14 protein-coding genes are annotated in these 15,743 nt (G+C 42.0%); 8 read left to right on the top strand and 6 right to left on the bottom strand.

What is annotated here, in order from left to right:
* Window positions 1-19: 19 nt before the first annotated feature.
* Entirely contained in the window at window positions 20-685 is a 666-nt protein-coding gene (locus ACLFKQ_RS10925; protein WP_448999848.1) for a 50S ribosomal protein L25/general stress protein Ctc, read from the top strand.
* Window positions 686-923: 238 nt separating this feature from the next.
* On the opposite strand, the gene ACLFKQ_RS10930 is transcribed toward ACLFKQ_RS10925, so the two are convergent.
* The gene (locus ACLFKQ_RS10930) at window positions 924-1,859 is read right to left on the bottom strand and encodes a heme o synthase (RefSeq protein ID WP_448999849.1); all 936 of its coding nucleotides are present in this window, start codon (window positions 1,857-1,859) and stop codon (window positions 924-926) included.
* A gap of 58 nt (window positions 1,860-1,917) precedes the next feature.
* Entirely contained in the window at window positions 1,918-2,844 is a 927-nt protein-coding gene (locus ACLFKQ_RS10935) for a COX15/CtaA family protein (protein ID WP_448999850.1), read from the bottom strand.
* A gap of 712 nt (window positions 2,845-3,556) precedes the next feature.
* On the opposite strand from ACLFKQ_RS10935, the gene ACLFKQ_RS10940 reads away from it, so the two are divergent.
* From ACLFKQ_RS10940 to ACLFKQ_RS10950, 3 genes are all read left to right on the top strand, one after another.
* Window positions 3,557-4,522: a cytochrome c oxidase subunit II gene (locus ACLFKQ_RS10940; RefSeq protein ID WP_448999851.1), complete on the top strand. Its 966-nt coding sequence runs from the start codon at window positions 3,557-3,559 to the stop codon at window positions 4,520-4,522.
* 44 nt (window positions 4,523-4,566) lie between these two features.
* Window positions 4,567-6,246, top strand: coding sequence for a cytochrome c oxidase subunit I (gene ctaD / locus ACLFKQ_RS10945; RefSeq protein WP_448999852.1), 1,680 nt, complete (start codon window positions 4,567-4,569; stop codon window positions 6,244-6,246).
* Between the two features lie 73 nt (window positions 6,247-6,319).
* Window positions 6,320-6,937, top strand: a complete 618-nt coding sequence (locus tag ACLFKQ_RS10950; RefSeq protein WP_448999853.1) for a cytochrome c oxidase subunit 3 — start codon at window positions 6,320-6,322, stop codon at window positions 6,935-6,937.
* Window positions 6,938-7,104: 167 nt separating this feature from the next.
* Here the strand turns inward: ACLFKQ_RS10950 and psbO are convergent, their stop codons facing one another.
* Window positions 7,105-7,935, bottom strand: coding sequence for a photosystem II manganese-stabilizing polypeptide (gene psbO, locus ACLFKQ_RS10955; RefSeq protein ID WP_449000336.1), 831 nt, complete (start codon window positions 7,933-7,935; stop codon window positions 7,105-7,107).
* Between the two features lie 242 nt (window positions 7,936-8,177).
* Here psbO and ACLFKQ_RS10960 point away from each other — a divergent pair, with 242 nt between their 5' ends.
* From ACLFKQ_RS10960 to rdgB, 3 genes are all read left to right on the top strand, one after another.
* Window positions 8,178-8,525, top strand: a complete 348-nt coding sequence (locus ACLFKQ_RS10960; RefSeq protein WP_448999854.1) for a hypothetical protein — start codon at window positions 8,178-8,180, stop codon at window positions 8,523-8,525.
* A gap of 129 nt (window positions 8,526-8,654) precedes the next feature.
* Window positions 8,655-10,094, top strand: a complete 1,440-nt coding sequence (locus tag ACLFKQ_RS10965; RefSeq protein WP_448999855.1) for a phosphoglucomutase/phosphomannomutase family protein — start codon at window positions 8,655-8,657, stop codon at window positions 10,092-10,094.
* 77 nt (window positions 10,095-10,171) lie between these two features.
* Window positions 10,172-10,741 (top strand): RdgB/HAM1 family non-canonical purine NTP pyrophosphatase, encoded by a 570-nt coding sequence (rdgB, locus tag ACLFKQ_RS10970; RefSeq protein WP_448999856.1) that lies wholly within the window; start codon window positions 10,172-10,174, stop codon window positions 10,739-10,741.
* A gap of 92 nt (window positions 10,742-10,833) precedes the next feature.
* Here rdgB and ACLFKQ_RS10975 read toward each other — a convergent pair whose 3' ends face one another.
* The 3 genes from ACLFKQ_RS10975 to ACLFKQ_RS10985 all read right to left on the bottom strand — a co-directional run bounded on the left by ACLFKQ_RS10975 (window position 10,834) and on the right by ACLFKQ_RS10985 (window position 13,659).
* Window positions 10,834-11,634 carry a 2OG-Fe(II) oxygenase gene (locus ACLFKQ_RS10975; RefSeq protein ID WP_448999857.1) on the bottom strand — a complete coding sequence of 267 codons (801 nt, stop codon included), beginning with the start codon at window positions 11,632-11,634 and terminating at the stop codon, window positions 10,834-10,836.
* 213 nt (window positions 11,635-11,847) lie between these two features.
* Window positions 11,848-12,942 (bottom strand): sensor histidine kinase, encoded by a 1,095-nt coding sequence (locus ACLFKQ_RS10980; RefSeq protein ID WP_448999858.1) that lies wholly within the window; start codon window positions 12,940-12,942, stop codon window positions 11,848-11,850.
* 6 nt (window positions 12,943-12,948) lie between these two features.
* On the bottom strand, window positions 12,949-13,659 hold the full coding sequence (locus ACLFKQ_RS10985; protein ID WP_448999859.1) for a response regulator transcription factor: 711 nt from the start codon (window positions 13,657-13,659) through the stop codon (window positions 12,949-12,951).
* Window positions 13,660-14,348: 689 nt separating this feature from the next.
* Here ACLFKQ_RS10985 and ACLFKQ_RS10990 point away from each other — a divergent pair.
* The gene (locus ACLFKQ_RS10990) at window positions 14,349-15,674 is read left to right on the top strand and encodes an ISNCY family transposase (protein WP_448998174.1); all 1,326 of its coding nucleotides are present in this window, start codon (window positions 14,349-14,351) and stop codon (window positions 15,672-15,674) included.
* The last annotated feature ends 69 nt before the right edge of the window (window positions 15,675-15,743 follow it).

Genomic DNA, 15,743 nt, shown 5'->3' on the forward strand with positions numbered 1-15,743 from the left:
TACCAGTACCTAAAAAAACATGGATATTACAGTAGAATGTCAAACTAGACCAGAAGGTAGCAAAGCCAAAGCTTTACGACGCGAAGGCTCGATTCCCGCTTCCTTGTATGGTCATAAAGGAGGCGAGTCCATATCTTTAGTGATACCCGCTAAACAAGCTCAGACCTTGTTAAAAAACGCGGCGATTAACAATACTCTCGTCGATTTAAAAATACCAGACATTTCTTGGACGGGCAAAGCACTAATCAGAGAAGTACAGGTTCATCCTTGGAAAAAAACTCTCTATCATCTCAGCTTTTTTACTGTGTCAGCCAAACAAACCGTAGAAATTGTCGTACCCGTTAACTTAATAGGAGAAGCGGTGGGTGCCAAAGAAGGCGGAATTGTCGAACAAGTTATTACAGAATTAAATATTAGCTGTAAAGCCGACAGTATTCCCGAAACTATTGAGGTTGATATTTCTAATTTTGAAATCGGCAGAACTTTACACGTCGGGGAGTTAACTCTACCAGAAGGCACCACTGTACTTGAAGATCCAGAGCGTACTGTGCTTTCTATAGTTACTCCGGCAATTGTTAGCGAACCCGAACCTGAAACCGAGGAAACAGTACTAGCTGAAGCAGAATTAGGTGTTACGGCAGATTCTTCTGAAGAATCGGAAGCTAGCGAGCCAGCAGAAGCTTAAACTATCTTAACTATCAAAAAATATCAAGAATACAGAGGGCGATTAAACCCTAAACCAGAGTCAGTACTTGACTCTGGTTTTTTGTCGGTCTATCAAAACAATAACAACCTACATAGACACTTATATTGCAATTAAAAAATACTTGGGCGCTCGCGGCACGAATAGATGCAAAACGGAATGCCGCTCGCCAGAACTATTGGCGCCGAGAACCTTGCTCAATGTTGGAACTGGCTAACTTCTAAATCGCAATCCCAGCTATTAAACTGCGAGTAATCGGCAAGCTATCAATGACCATTGCCAAACACAGTAGCATCATGTAAAAAATCGAATACTTGAATAAAGAGCGGGCTAACTGCTTATCTGCTGGTGCTTGTTTGAGTTGCCAGGCTTTGCGAATAAAAATATATCCCAGATATAGGGCGATTGCACCGTAAATTATTCCTAACTGATGCAAAGGATATATAAGTAAGAAGGTACAGGGAATTACCAGCAAAGTATAGAACCAAATTTGTTTGGCTGTAATTCCTTCTCCTTCTACAACGGGTAACATGGGAATTGCTACTTCAGCATAATCATCTTTAATCATCAAGGCTAAAGCCCAAAAATGTGGCGGAGTCCAGAGAAAAATAATTGCAAATAATAGCCAGGAAGTTAAGCTCAAATCTCCCGTAACTGCTGCCCAGCCAACGAGGGGAGGAATTGAACCTGCTGCACCACCGATGACAATATTTTGAGTAGTATGACGTTTTAAACAGTGGGTATAAACCAGCATATAGACCACAATGCCAGACATTGCCAACAAGGCTGCCAGTAAGTTGACAAACGTCGTTAGAAGAGCAAAAGATAGAGTTGCCAAAACTATAGCAAAAATCAAAGCGTGCACTGACCGAACTCTACCCGAAGGAATGGGACGTTTGCGAGTTCTAGTCATCGTATAGTCGATGTCTCGATCGTAAATGCAGTTGAGTACCTGAGCAGCTGCGGCGGCTAGAGTTCCGCCTGTAAGGGTAACTAGTAATAAGAAAGGATCTACTCTACCAGCCGAAGCGATCCACATTGAGGCAGCAGTGGTAATTAAAAGTAGGGGAATGATGCGCGGTTTGGTTAATTGATAGTAACTTTTAATAACTTCCAGCCAATTTTGATTATTGCGGACGATACTTGTCCCGGTCATAACGATTGTTCCTATATACTTTGATTGTCTGAGTGAAGGGCAAAAAAATAAATCGATTCTATGCAGTTTGCTCTTGGCGATCTCGTATTGCTAAAACCGTAAAAGCGATACATACTCCTAATAAACTTGCTCCTACTGCTTGATGAGTTACAGTCAGCGGTTCTACCTGTAAGTGAAGCCTGAAAGTAGCAATGCCGAGTAGAATTTGCAGAGTTACCAAGCTAGCGGCAGCATTAGCTAATTTTCTAAGAGTGGCGTGCAGTCCCGGAGTCCGCCATGCAAACCAAACGAGAGCAATTGTTGCGAGGGTAGGGGGTACGACTCCCAGGATGTGACCATTCATTACGCTACAAAGTTGAAAGCTTCCAAAACATTGATGCAGTGCCCAACGAGAGGCAACTAAACCGCCTAAAATACTCTGTAAATAGACCAAAATTGTTGCGGTTAGACCAATCCAGCTTAACTTGCCTGCCGCTTGGGTTCCTTTATAGGGTATCAGAGCGGTTGCAATAATTACTAGAGTACTAAAAAACAGCAGTGCCGTGCCTAGGTGAGCGGTAACGATATCGAAACGTAAGAGTTGGGTTACAGTAAGTCCTCCCAAGATTCCTTGAAAAACAATTAGAAACAAAGCAAAAATTGCTGCCCCTGGCAACCAGTTGGGTAACAGCCGCCGATACCACCAAGATAAACCGACAAAAGCGACCGCGCTAAGCCCTATTAAGACCGCATCTAAACGATGAAACCATTCTAAAAAGACCTGAAGATTCATCTGTTGGGTCGGTACCAATTTACCGTAACATAAAGGCCAATCAGGACAGGCCAAACCTGCATTCATTACCCTCGTGGCACTGCCAACCGCCATCAGTAGGAGTGTGGCCAATGCCATTTTCCAGACTAGACGGCGAATCATTACTTGTGGAGAGAATGTAACTTCAATTGTTTCGTGGTTTTGAATCTGTGTTTTGAAGACTGATTCGGTCATAGTAGATTGATATGATGTGTAGATAATAGCGAGCGATACATAGAATGAATTTAGAAAACCCTGGAGCGATCGCGCTTGAGTTGAATTCTAGCTAGAGCGAGAGATAATTTTTTCAGCTTCACTATATAATACTCTAGCGACGTTTTTCCTAGAGTTAGCTGCATCTAGACATTCTTCAGATTGATTTAAAAATCATTTAACGAAAGTTAATAGTGCCTAAAAAAAAGTTAAACTTTCCCTACCTGTTTGCTGCTATGCGCTACTAATAAACTGTGTTAGAGATTCAACTTAAACTAATACTATCTAGCGAGCTTAGATAAAGAAATTCTTTATCCACTCGATAACTTAGCGATCTATTTGTAATTTGTTTTAACCTAGTAAGTAGATTAATAACCTAAAATCTCAAACCACAGAAAAATCTAGAAGATATAATTTTGAAGCTACTATTTGGCAAGCGATCGCATCAGCAATAGGAGTTTTTATCGAGTGTAATCATTTGTAATCGAGCGTCGATTATGGCGATCGCGCTTTATTTTAGAGAGACTCTGCTATGACAAAACAGACGGGGCAGATAAACTTAGGAGAGTTAGCGGCGTTTGGCATGTTGAGGACAATCTCAAATTATCCTCTTACCATTGACTTTCTACTCCAAACATAGCCTCCAAGCTTCCTTGAATTTCGTAAATAATATCAATACCAAAAATCAATTACAGTGAATATTCCTAGTAATATCGTTACCCTGATCGCAGGGATCGCCCTGACTCTAATAAGTCTGTGGTACGGTCAAAATCACGGACTTATGCCTACTGCGGCTTCTGCCGAAGCGAGCGACGTAGACGGTCTGTTCAATTTAATGATGACTATTGCTACGGGCTTGTTTTTATTAGTTGAAGGAGTATTGCTTTATTCGGTAATTAAATTTCGCAAGCGTAAAGGAGATACCACCGATGGACCATCTATAGAAGGCAATGTTCCTTTAGAAATTGTTTGGACGGCGATTCCGACAGTTATCGTCTTAATTTTGGCTATCTATAGTTTTGAAGTATATAATACTATGGGAGGACTAGATCCAATGGTGTCGGGCGATCCCGGTCCTCAAAACCTCGCTCATTCCCATCACGGACTTCATCAGCAAAAGTTAGTCGCTTTAGAACTTAATAAAGATGTAGCTTTGGGTTTGGGAGCATCACCCGCAAGTTCTCAAGATGTCGCTCCATTAGAAATCAACGTCAACGGTATTCAGTACGCTTGGATTTTTACCTATGGCGAGAGTGGTGTGGTTTCTGGTGAAATGCACGTTCCCGTCAATCGTCCCGTTTCGCTAAACATGAGTGCTGGTGACGTTATTCATGCGTTTTGGCTGCCAGAGTTTCGAATCAAGCAAGATGTAATCCCCGGCAGAGAAACTAATTTGGTTTTCACACCCAATAAAGTAGGCACATATCCTATTATTTGCGCCGAACTATGCGGTGCTTATCACGGTGGGATGAAGTCTCAGCTATTCGTAGAAACAGAGTCAGAATATCAAGAATGGATCGAACAAAACACTTTTGCCGTCAACGACCGCGGACAAACTCCCATAGCAGTTAATTCTAGGCAACAAACTGACAGTGAATTTTTAGCTCGCTACGCCGAGGAAGTAGGTATCGCTAATGATACCCTCGCCCAATTAAAATAAATAATTTTCAACGCAACAAGATTTAGACAAGATTTAGAGATTTCATGAGTACAACAGCAGATGCAAAAACCGCTGTAACCGAAAACGAACAAAGCGTCCATCCTCAAAGGAAATGGCAAGATTACTTTGGCTTTAGCACCGATCACAAAGTAATCGGCATCCAATATTTAGTTACTGCGTTCTTTTTCTATTTTATTGGTGGCGCGTTAGCCGAAGTAATGCGTACCGAACTTTCAACTCCCGATCCAGATTTCGTGCAGCCAGAATTTTACAACCAACTTTTAACTATGCACGGCACGATTATGCTGTTTTTATGGATCATTCCTGCAGGTGCTGGTTTTGCTAACTATTTGATCCCCTTGATGATTGGTGCAGAAGACATGGCATTTCCTCGTCTAAATGCCGTTGCTTTTTGGATGATTCCTCCTGCTGGGATTCTCCTGATGAGTAGTTTTTATGACGGTGCACCGCAAGCGGGTTGGACTTCTTATCCACCTTTGAGCCTAATTAGCGGTAAATCGGGAGAAGAGATTTGGATACTCAGTATTTTACTATTGGGAACCTCTTCAATTTTAGGGGCTATTAACTTTCTGACTACCATTTTGCTGATGCGGATGCCCGAAATGGATATTCATAGTATGCCCCTGTTTTGCTGGTCGATGTTGGCCACTTCAGGACTGATTTTACTCGGCACTCCCGTATTGGCAGCAGCTTTAATCTTGCTTTCTTTCGATTTGATTGCCGGAACGGCATTTTTTAATCCTTCGGGGGGAGGCGATCCCATCGTCTACCAACATATGTTTTGGTTTTATTCCCATCCGGCGGTATATATTATGATTTTGCCCTTCTTCGGGGTAATTTCCGAAGTATTACCAGTTCATTCACGCAAACCTGTTTTTGGCTATCGCGCGATCGCCTATTCGAGTTTGGCAATTAGCTTTTTGGGCTTAATCGTCTGGGCACACCATATGTTTGAAAGTGGTACTCCTGGTTGGTTGCGAATGTTCTTCATGGCGACTACGATGATTATCGCCGTGCCAACCGGAATTAAAGTATTTAGTTGGTGTGCTACTCTTTGGGGCGGCAAACTCGACCTCAACAGTGCCTTGCTTTTTGGTGTCGGCTTTCTCTCTTCTTTCTTAATCGGTGGTTTGAGTGGCGTAATGGTGGCTTCAGTGCCTTTTGATATTCACGTCCACGATACTTATTTCATCGTCGCTCACTTCCACTACGTTCTCTTTGGAGGCTCGGTATTTGGCTTATTTGCAGCCGTATATCACTGGTTTCCCAAGATGACGGGACGTATGATGAATGAAACCCTAGGTCAATTGCATTTTGTGATGACCTTTATTGGGTTTAATATTACCTTTTTACCCATGCACCAATTAGGACTTCAGGGAATGAACCGCCGCATTGCGCTTTACGATCCTCAGTTTGAGGCTTTAAATACAGTTTGTACTATTGGTTCTTATATCCTGGCTCTTTCTACTTTTCCCTTTATTGTCAACGTTATTTGGAGTTTGCTTAAAGGTAAAAAAGCCAGTCGTAACCCCTGGCGTGCCCTAACCTTAGAATGGCAAACTTCCTCACCACCGATAATTGAAAACTTTGAAGAAGAACCAGTATTGTGGGCAGGTCCCTATGACTATGGTATCGATACAGAAAGTATCGACGGCGAAGAAGATGTAGACGAAATGCTAGCAACAGTAAGCACCGAAAGTTAATTTATTCCCTAGGGAGTTTCAGTTGAAACTCCCTCTAAATTTTCATCTAATAAATCAATTATTCGAAATATTTATGCAAGGAACAGCTTTAGATAATCAATCTCAAATAGCGATCGACTCTCACCAAGAAGCGAGCCATCACGGACATCCCGACCATCGGATGTTTGGTGTTTACGTCTTTCTAGTGTCTGACAGCATGACTTTTTTGGGCTTTTTTGCCGCCTTACTAATATATCGTGCTACTATGCCCATTTGGCCCCCTGAGGGTATGCCTGAGTTAGAACTATTAGTTCCCATCATCAATACTTCGGTTCTAGTTGCCAGTAGTTTTGTCATGCACCGAGGACAAACCGCGCTCAAGAATGACGATGTTAGAGGTTTACAGGTGTGGTTCGGACTGACGGCATTAATGGGTGCTATTTTCTTAGGCGGACAGGCTTATGAATACTTTAATGCCGAGTTTGGCTTAACTAGTAACCTATTTGCTAGCTGTTTTTACGTTCTCACTGGCTTTCACGGCTTGCACGTTACGGTAGGAGTGTTGCTAATTTTATCAGTACTCTGGCGATCGCGCAAATCAGATCGCTACTCTAGCAGGAGCCATTTTGGGGTAGAGGCAGCCGAAATTTACTGGCACTTTGTCGATGTTATCTGGCTGGTACTCTTTGTACTGGTGTATTTGATTAATTAGATAAACAAGTCTTATGAGAATGCGGCGATGCTCGTATCTAATATCTAAACAACACGAGCATCGCCGCGTTTTCGTGCTATATCGAGAGAGTTAGCGATCGCTAGCTACCGCTAGAATCAAAAATCTCTCTCTCAGTCGCCTGGCTACTCAGGCTCGGTCGAGGACTTTTATACTTTTGGTTCTACTCTACCGTAAAAAATTCCGCGAACCTTAACTTCTTCTGGTTCTTCTGCGCCCAAATCTGTAGCTGAAGGCTGCTCGCTCTCAAAAACGCCAGCAATTTCTCCAGTTTCGCCATCTACCTTAGTTACGTTTAAAGACATAGTACCTTGACGAGCAACGAATTCTTTGACGTTAGCGCGAATAAATTCTTCGTCGTCCGCTCTTGCAGGTAGAGCTACGGCATTATCATAACCGCTAGCCAAACTGCGACCTTTAGGATCGAGAAACACTTGTCCGCGATAGGAAGGAACTTTAAATTCTCCTTCAAAATCGGTAGAAGGATCGATCGAACCCGAACCTGGTCTAGTAGTGGCTACTAGGTTTTTAATTGTAAACAGAAAAGGTACTTCTTTGCCTCCAGGAAGCTGAACGGTAGCGGCTTGGAAATCGATGCCATCGAGTTCGGTAAAAGTTAAACTACCGTCGTCATTGGCTTCGACCGTACCACGAACCTGGTCGAGAGTCGTCGTGAATCTGGTTAATAATTTACCCTCAATAAACTCTGTCTCTTGTCTTCTATTAGTTGGTTCTTCCTTAACAAAATACTCTTTGGGTTCCAAACATAAATCTCGTAAGGTATAGGTTTGTCCTGGCTCGATCGCGATCGTGCCGCGACTACTTTCTGGCAGTTGCAGACAGGTATTGGCGATTCCAGTATTGACAATGTCATCGTATGTTAGTTCGTTTCTATTAATCTCACTAGGCTTTTCACTACAGGCTGTAAGCAAACCCAAACAAACTGCAAGAAAAGCAGCAATCAAAGTACGATACCGCATGGTTAACCTCATTTTGTCAATTTTCGATTTAACATCGAGTGCGAATTTATAAATAGGCTAATATTGAGAATTTAGCTATTTTTTCAGATGGTATCTACTGTACCAAATAAGCACTACCCATAATGCAATCGAAAAGCGATTTGGGGATCGAATTCCCCTAACTGTAATCGTGTCTTAAATCCGCATAATATAGAATTAAACTTCAAAAAAATAAATCTTCACTTCTATGAGATATTGGACGCATGAATCAAAACCAAACCACAAATGTTAGTAGTTCCGATTCCCTTTTACAGAAAACTGCGAACGATATCTGGAATTTAGCGGCAGAACATCGACAAGATACTCTATTTCTGCTATCTCTATTGCGCAATCTAGAAAAAATTCATCGTCAGATTCGTACCGAGTTTTTCGAATTATCCTTACCAGAAACTCGGAACGCACTATATCAATTGGTCAAAGATATTGAAGAACAGGGAGGATGGCCCTATATCGAGCGGATGAAATTACGGGATTTACTTCAAAATATCGAACCAATTGCTCATAATAACCCAGAAGATAATAGCGATACACCGCCTTCTACAGTCAACTAATTCGATCTGAATTTGAGGCAACAGTTTTAAACTCTCTCGAAGCGCGATCGCTTTAAATAAAGGTTTGCAAAGCTTTGAGAAGCGGTTAATCTGAAGTGGTCATACTAAAAATTATTCATAGTTGAGATTATGGCTTTTACTGTCAATCCCATTAAATTCGGTACCGATGGCTGGCGTGGTGTAATTGCCGCCGATTTTACCTTCGAGCGAGTGGCATTACTAGCCCCTTTAGCTGCTAGAGTTTTGGCTGATAATTATAGTAACTTAGCGACCGAAGAAGCTATTATTGTGGGTTACGACCGCCGTTTTATGGCGGAAGATTTTGCCAGAGTAGCGGCAGAGGCAATACAGGAAACTGGATTTGACGTTTTACTATCTGATTCTTATGCACCAACTCCTGCTTTTAGCTGGGCGACAAAAACTCGCGGTGCGCTGGGAGCCATTGTCATGACTGCATCTCATAATCCTGCAGCCTATCTGGGCTTAAAAGTTAAAAGTGCCTATGGTGGCTCCGTTTCTCCAGAGATTACTAAACAGATTGAAGCCATACTCGATAAATCCTTACCTCAAGCTCAAGTACCTGGAAAACTAGAGTATTTCGATCCTTGGGAGAGTTATTGTCAGGGATTGCGCTCTAAAGTCGATATCGCTGCAATTAATCGGGCAATATCTTCAGGAAAGGTTAAAGTATTTGCCGATGTCATGCACGGTGCGGCAGCTACAGGTTTAGAACGTCTCTTGGGTTGTCCGATTGAGGAAATTAACAGCGATCGCGATCCCCTATTTGGCGGTAGTGCCCCCGAACCTCTACCCAAAAATTTATCCGATTTATTTCGCACCATCAAAGCAGCCGCTAAAAATTACCCAAACAGCATTAGAGTAGGCTTAGTTTTTGATGGCGACAGCGATCGCATTGCGGCGGCTGACGGTGAAGGAAATTTTCTGAGTTCTCAAATTTTAATTCCCATCTTGATCGAACATTTAGTAGAACGCAAAGGTTTTGAAGGAGAAATTGTCAAAACTGTTAGCGGTTCGGATTTAATTCCCCGTCTGGCAGAGTTTTATGGTCGCAGCGTCTACCAAACTCCCATCGGCTATAAATACATTGCCGAAAGAATGCTTGAAGCCGAAGTAACCATCGGCGGTGAAGAATCAGGCGGAATTGGGTATGGAACTCACATTCCCGAACGAGACGCTCTATTATCGGCTCTCTATATACTAGAAGCTGTAGTACAATCTGGTGAGGGATTAGACCGTATTTATAATCGTTTGTGCGACAAAGTTAACTTTAATGGTGAATACGATCGCATCGATTTACCCCTGGCAAATATGGATGTCAGAGCCAAGTTACTCGAACGCCTACAAAAAAATACTCCCACTGAGGTTGCAGGTAAAAAGGTGGTAGATTTTTTGGATGTGGATGGCTACAAGTTCAGGCTAGATGAAAATACTTGGTTATTGATTCGTTTTAGCGGTACCGAACCAGTATTGCGCCTCTATTGCCAAGGTCCCAATCTGCAAGAAGTCCGCCTTATTTTGGAATGGGCAAAAGATTGGGCAAACTCCTAGGTATTAGACTTTTAAGGGAGGGTTATAACGTCAAGATTTTTGTTATCTCTTCTCAAGAATGAGAGGTTGGGGATGAAATGAGAAAATTAATTGTAGCTACCAGCAATCCTGGCAAACTGCGGGAGATGGAGGAATATTTAACAGGCTTGGATTGGCAATTAGAATTGAAACCTAAGACTATAGAGATTGCCGAAACTGGAGCTACTTTTAGCGAAAATGCCCGTCTTAAAGCTTGTGGAGTAGCTAAAGCAATGAATCACTGGGCGATCGCCGATGATTCGGGATTGGCAGTAGATGCCCTCAACGACGCACCAGGTATTTATTCGGCTCGTTATGGCAGTAGCGACGCGGAACGAATTGCCAGATTGCTAAGAGAATTAGGAGATAATCCCCATCGAAAAGCTAAGTTTATCTGTGCGATCGCCATCGCTCGTCCCGATGGTTCGGTTGCCCTCGAAACAGAAGGAATCTGCCAGGGAGAAATCATCACTGCTCCTCGTGGCGATAATGGTTTTGGCTACGATCCGATTTTTTTTGTTCCCCAACAGCAAAAAACCTTTGCCGAGATGACTCCAGAAACCAAAGCTAGAGTAAGTCATCGAGGTATAGCCTTCGGTCAGTTATTGCCAAAGCTAAAAGAGTTGTAGAGATCGCTACTCGCCCCTTGAGTTTTGCTCTAAGTGCGATCGCCATTGCGATTTTTTATTAGTTTAATCGCCTCGAAAAAGACCGGTTTCAGTTATGAAGCCAGAGTTTTGCCCAAAATTTTCTTGAAATTCTGCTTCTGTTGGGATGCCCAGAGTAGAGGAGTACCAGCTTTTAGAAATAGAGGCATCGGAACTGGAGTCCAATAGTAAATCGAAAGTAGTTTGCGACTGCGATCGAGTGGACAAGATAGCGGAGTAGGTACACCGTGAAATGTTTTAGCAGTAGTAGGAAAAATAATAGTACGGTTGAAGTAAGGAGCGTAGCTAACTCGAACTTGAGGATTTTTAGGATCTTGTAACGCTAGTTCACCTCCCCAGCTAGCATCCCAATCTCGGTTTAAGTAAATTAGCAGATTAACGCGTCGCATTAAAGGCAAATTAAAGTGTTTGGTGTAGTCAGCGTGCATCTCTAGCCAACCGCCCTGATACATTTCGTGTAATCCCGCACCATGAAATAAGGGATCGCCTACCAAATTATTAATACCGACAATTGGTTCAATGGCATCGATAACATCTCTGGAATTGAGCCATAGACAAAACATTTGGGTAAATATTGATAAACCATTAATACCTCGGGAGGTAGTTTTTAACTCATGAGTAGTATCCCAAACTAGCCAATTTCGATATTCTGCTTTGGGAAACTCTGCTACCAAGCGATCGAGTAATTCTGGTTCGAAGAGATTATCAATAATCAAATGAGGATAGGGTTTGCTAACGATATAAGACTGTCGTAATGATTCTGATTTATTGTGTAAGTGCTCTAATGCTTTAGTAAAAAGTTTTAAATTTAAAATTTCACTGTCTATATTTAACTGAGATGAATTAATATTCATAAGTTTATTTGGTCAAATAGAATCAAATATCTATATATTTAACTCTCGATAATCTATCAGTTAGTTATTTCATGTTTATGACAGTCTAATGACAATTCTGACAAACGCCGAGCGATTTTGAGCAGTTATCTCTGCACCTATAGTGATTGAATATGTTCGCTCTTGGCACATTGACCAACGGTAAACCCCAAGGGCGAGGAACGGCTTACTGTGTTAATCCCCCCTGGGTAAGTAAAATTTAAATGTAGTGCCCACACCCAACTGACTTTCGACAAATATTTCCCCTCCATGTAGTTCTACCAAACGACGACAAATTGCCAAGCCAATACAGATGCCGCTATATCTCTGAGAACGGGACTTATGCGATCGCCAGAAGCGTTTGAAAATATGAGGTAGTTCTTCTGAAGGAATTCCCGTCCCCGTATCTGTTAGAGATATCCAGACTCGATTGAGATCGAACCAAGCTTTGAGAGTAATTGAGCCTTTAGGAGTGTGACGAATAGCGTTACTAAGTAAATTGACTAAAATCTGTTCGAGGCGATCGCTATCTGCCATGACGGAAGGTAAATTAGTCGGACAGTCTAAATTCAAAACGCGATCGCTATCTAGTAGCTGAGCGGTAAATCTCTCGATTAACGGCTTGAAAATATAACACAGATTCGTTGGCTGAAGCTTGAGAGTTAAATTACCCGCTTCAGCTTGGGAAAGTTCTTGTAAATCGTTAACTAATCGCTGTAAACGCTTAGTTTCTCGAATTAATCGGAAATAAATTTGAGACTTAGGAACGATAATGCCATCGGCGATTTCTTCCAAACGTCCGCGAATAATCGTTAGGGGAGTTCGCAATTCATGAGTTAGATCGTCGATAATCTCCCGTCTTTTTGCTTCTACATCTTCTAAACTAGCTGCCATGAGGTTAAAACTCGTTGCTAGGCGATCTAGTTCGGGAATCTCTAGACTCGGCATTCGCTCATCTAGTTTACCGTTGGCAAATTGATAGACGATTGTTTCCAATTGATTCAATGGTCGTACGATCCGTTTGGCAATCCAATAGCTGAGAATTGCTGCTGCTAAAGTCCCGATTAACAATGACCAAAAGTTGCTTCTAATCCAAGCTGTTTTAAATACTTCTAACAGTTGAACGTTAGTAGTGCAAATAGTTAACCCTGTTACTTCAAGATTTTTGACATAGATTTGGAAAAATCGGGGTGAAAAAAAATTACCCACTATAGAAGAGGCAACTACAGCGACAGTAGTAACCAAAATATGAGAAAAAAAGAGTCGGGCTTGTAGATTGAGTTTGGTCATTTTTCGTTATGAATCTTCAAATTTATAACCCACGCCAACTACGGTTTGAATAAATCTGGGCTTACTAGGATGGGGTTCTACTTTTTTACGTAATCTGGCTATGTGAGTATCGATTACTCGCTCTTCCCCGAAAAAATCGTCTCCCCACAGCTTTTCTATTAGTTGTCCTCTTTCCCAGACTCTTCCTGGATACTTAACAAATAGAGTCATTAATTTGAACTCAGAAGTAGATAAGTCTAACTGTTCTGGCGTTTCAGAATCGAGATAACGACTTACACTGTGCTGTTCGATGTCGAGCGCAAAAGATTTAGTTCTTAACAATAAAGAGCGGTCGCCTTCTCGCAGCCGTCGACGCAATAAAGCTCGCACCCTAGCAACTAATTCTCTAGGGCTAAAGGGTTTGACATAGTAATCATCTGCGCCTGTAGATAAACCGATAATGCGATCGATTTCTTCTCCTCTAGAAGTCAACATTAAAATATAGGGATTATAGGGATCGTTCGCTGCTAGTTTTTGGCGAATTTGGGTACATACTTCTAAACCGTCCATACCAGGTAACCTGATATCGAGAATTATTAAATCGGGCTGTCGTTCGCAAAAGAGTCGCAAAGCAGAATGACCTTCATAACACACGCGACAGTAAAATCCTTCAGCTTCCAAGCATTCTTGAATAATTTCCGCTATTTCGCGCTCATCTTCAACAATTAAAATCTCCATCAGTTATTACAAGAAAATCAACTTTTAGTCGCAGTTGCCAAATTTGACTATACTTTACTTTAGTTTTCAAGTGAGTTGCTTTTGCCTTGCCAACTTGCCAAATTGTCTCTTTCATTGCCAACAGCTAAAATAATTTGCTATTTTATACGTAGTCATAATGAGCATGAATAATAACCAATAATTCAAGAATAAAAATTGAATTGCTCATTTTTTGGTTGGGTCAATAGACTTGTTAGGAAATAAAAATTCCACAATCTTGCACAGGTAAGCATCAAGCAGTCGTCGAAATCAACGATTCGATTACGATAATCACGGCATTGTAACCCTTGACACCTACAAAGACATTTTCACAAACAACGCGAGAACTTCTTAAAATGCGATTTTCTTTCCCGAATAATTTAATTTTTGTTGTTCGGGGTCTTTTGGTCTAGAAATTGGTCTTTCTGTACCGTCAATCATGACTCGTTTTACGGTAGGAAATTTCTCGATAAACTGCTCAATGCTATGAATTTTCTTTGCTGGTAAGTCCCAGCAATTCTCATTTTAAGATTTCATGACATTGAAACCCAGTCCAGAATCGTTACAAGCAGAAGAATTGGGAATTAGTTCTCTATTCAACATAGAGAACTAAAACAAGAAGGGGCAATTAGCTTAAAGTAAAAGGCATTAACCTTCGCTGGAGTGGCAACATGGGTTTAGCAATAGGGATGCCTGAATTATTATCGATGCTAACCGACGAGTTAGATGAGCTGCCCGATGAAAGAAAACAGGGCAATAACACCAAATATAGGGTTGAAGAAGCGATAAAAAGTGCTTTTTCGGTCTTTTTCATGCAATCGAGGTCATTTTTAGACCATCAACGCTTGATGAAAACCCAGAAAGGGAGAGATAATGCGGCTAGTCTGTTTGGGATCGAGCGCATCCCCTGTGATAATCAGATTCGTACCCTGCTCGACCCGGTGCCAGCTTCAACGGTGTTTGGGGTCTTTCGCTCCGTCTATGACGGTTTGTCAAAAACGGGAAATCTCAAGCCCTATCAGTGCTTTGGTGGAGAATTTTTACTGACTCTCGATGGCACTGAATATTTCTCGTCCAAGAAGATTCACTGCTGTCACTGTTGCCATCAGACACATAAAAACGGCAGCACCACCTATTTTCACGCTGCTGTAACACCAGTATTAGTGGCTCCAGGACGACCACAGGTCATCAGTTTAGAACCTGAATTCATCACTCCCCAAGATGGTCACGACAAACAAGATTGTGAAAACGCTGCTGCCAAGCGTTGGATTGCTGCCCATGCCTGTGAGCCACAAGACCCGCCTGTAACTTTACTTGGGGATGACCTCTACTGTAACCAACCCATCTGTGAAAAGGCTTTGAACCATGGCTATCATTTTATCTTCGTCTGTAAGCGAAGCTCCCATCCAGAAGTTTATGACTGGGTGGATTACCTCGAACGAGTCGGTGAAGTGCAAACTCTGACCGAGATTGAGTTCCATGGACGAAAGCGTTTGTCTGATCACTATCGTTTTGTGAATAAAATTCCCCTCAGAGCCACCCAACCAGCCCTGGACGTAAACTGGTGTGAGGTGACGGTAACAGATACCAGCAACCAGAAAACTCTATACTACAATGCCTTTGCTACTTGCCATGAAATTCATGCCCAGAATGTGTCCGAGATTGTCACTGCTGCTCGTGCACGCTGGAAGGTAGAAAATGAAGGGAATAATATTCTCAAAACTAAGGTTTATCATCTCGAACATAATTTTGGTCACGGTCAAAACCACCAGGCAGAACTTCTATTTTGCCTTAATTTATTAGCCTATCTCTTCCACACCACTCTGGATTTAATCCACATCACTTATCGTGCCGTTCGCTCCATGTTGGTTACTCGCCAAACCTTCTTCAACGAGCTTCGGGCACTGACCAGATATTTATGGTTTGAGAGTTGGCAGACTTTGTTCGAGTTTATGCTGAGGGAGGGAAAAGCACCTGACGGGGTTAACTCTAGCTAAATTTCGCGACTGTTGAACCTGAACCAATTCGCGCCCCTTATAGCTCTACAAAGTAATAGCTGGTTGTTC

Source organism: Myxosarcina sp. GI1(2024), assembly GCF_053543375.1.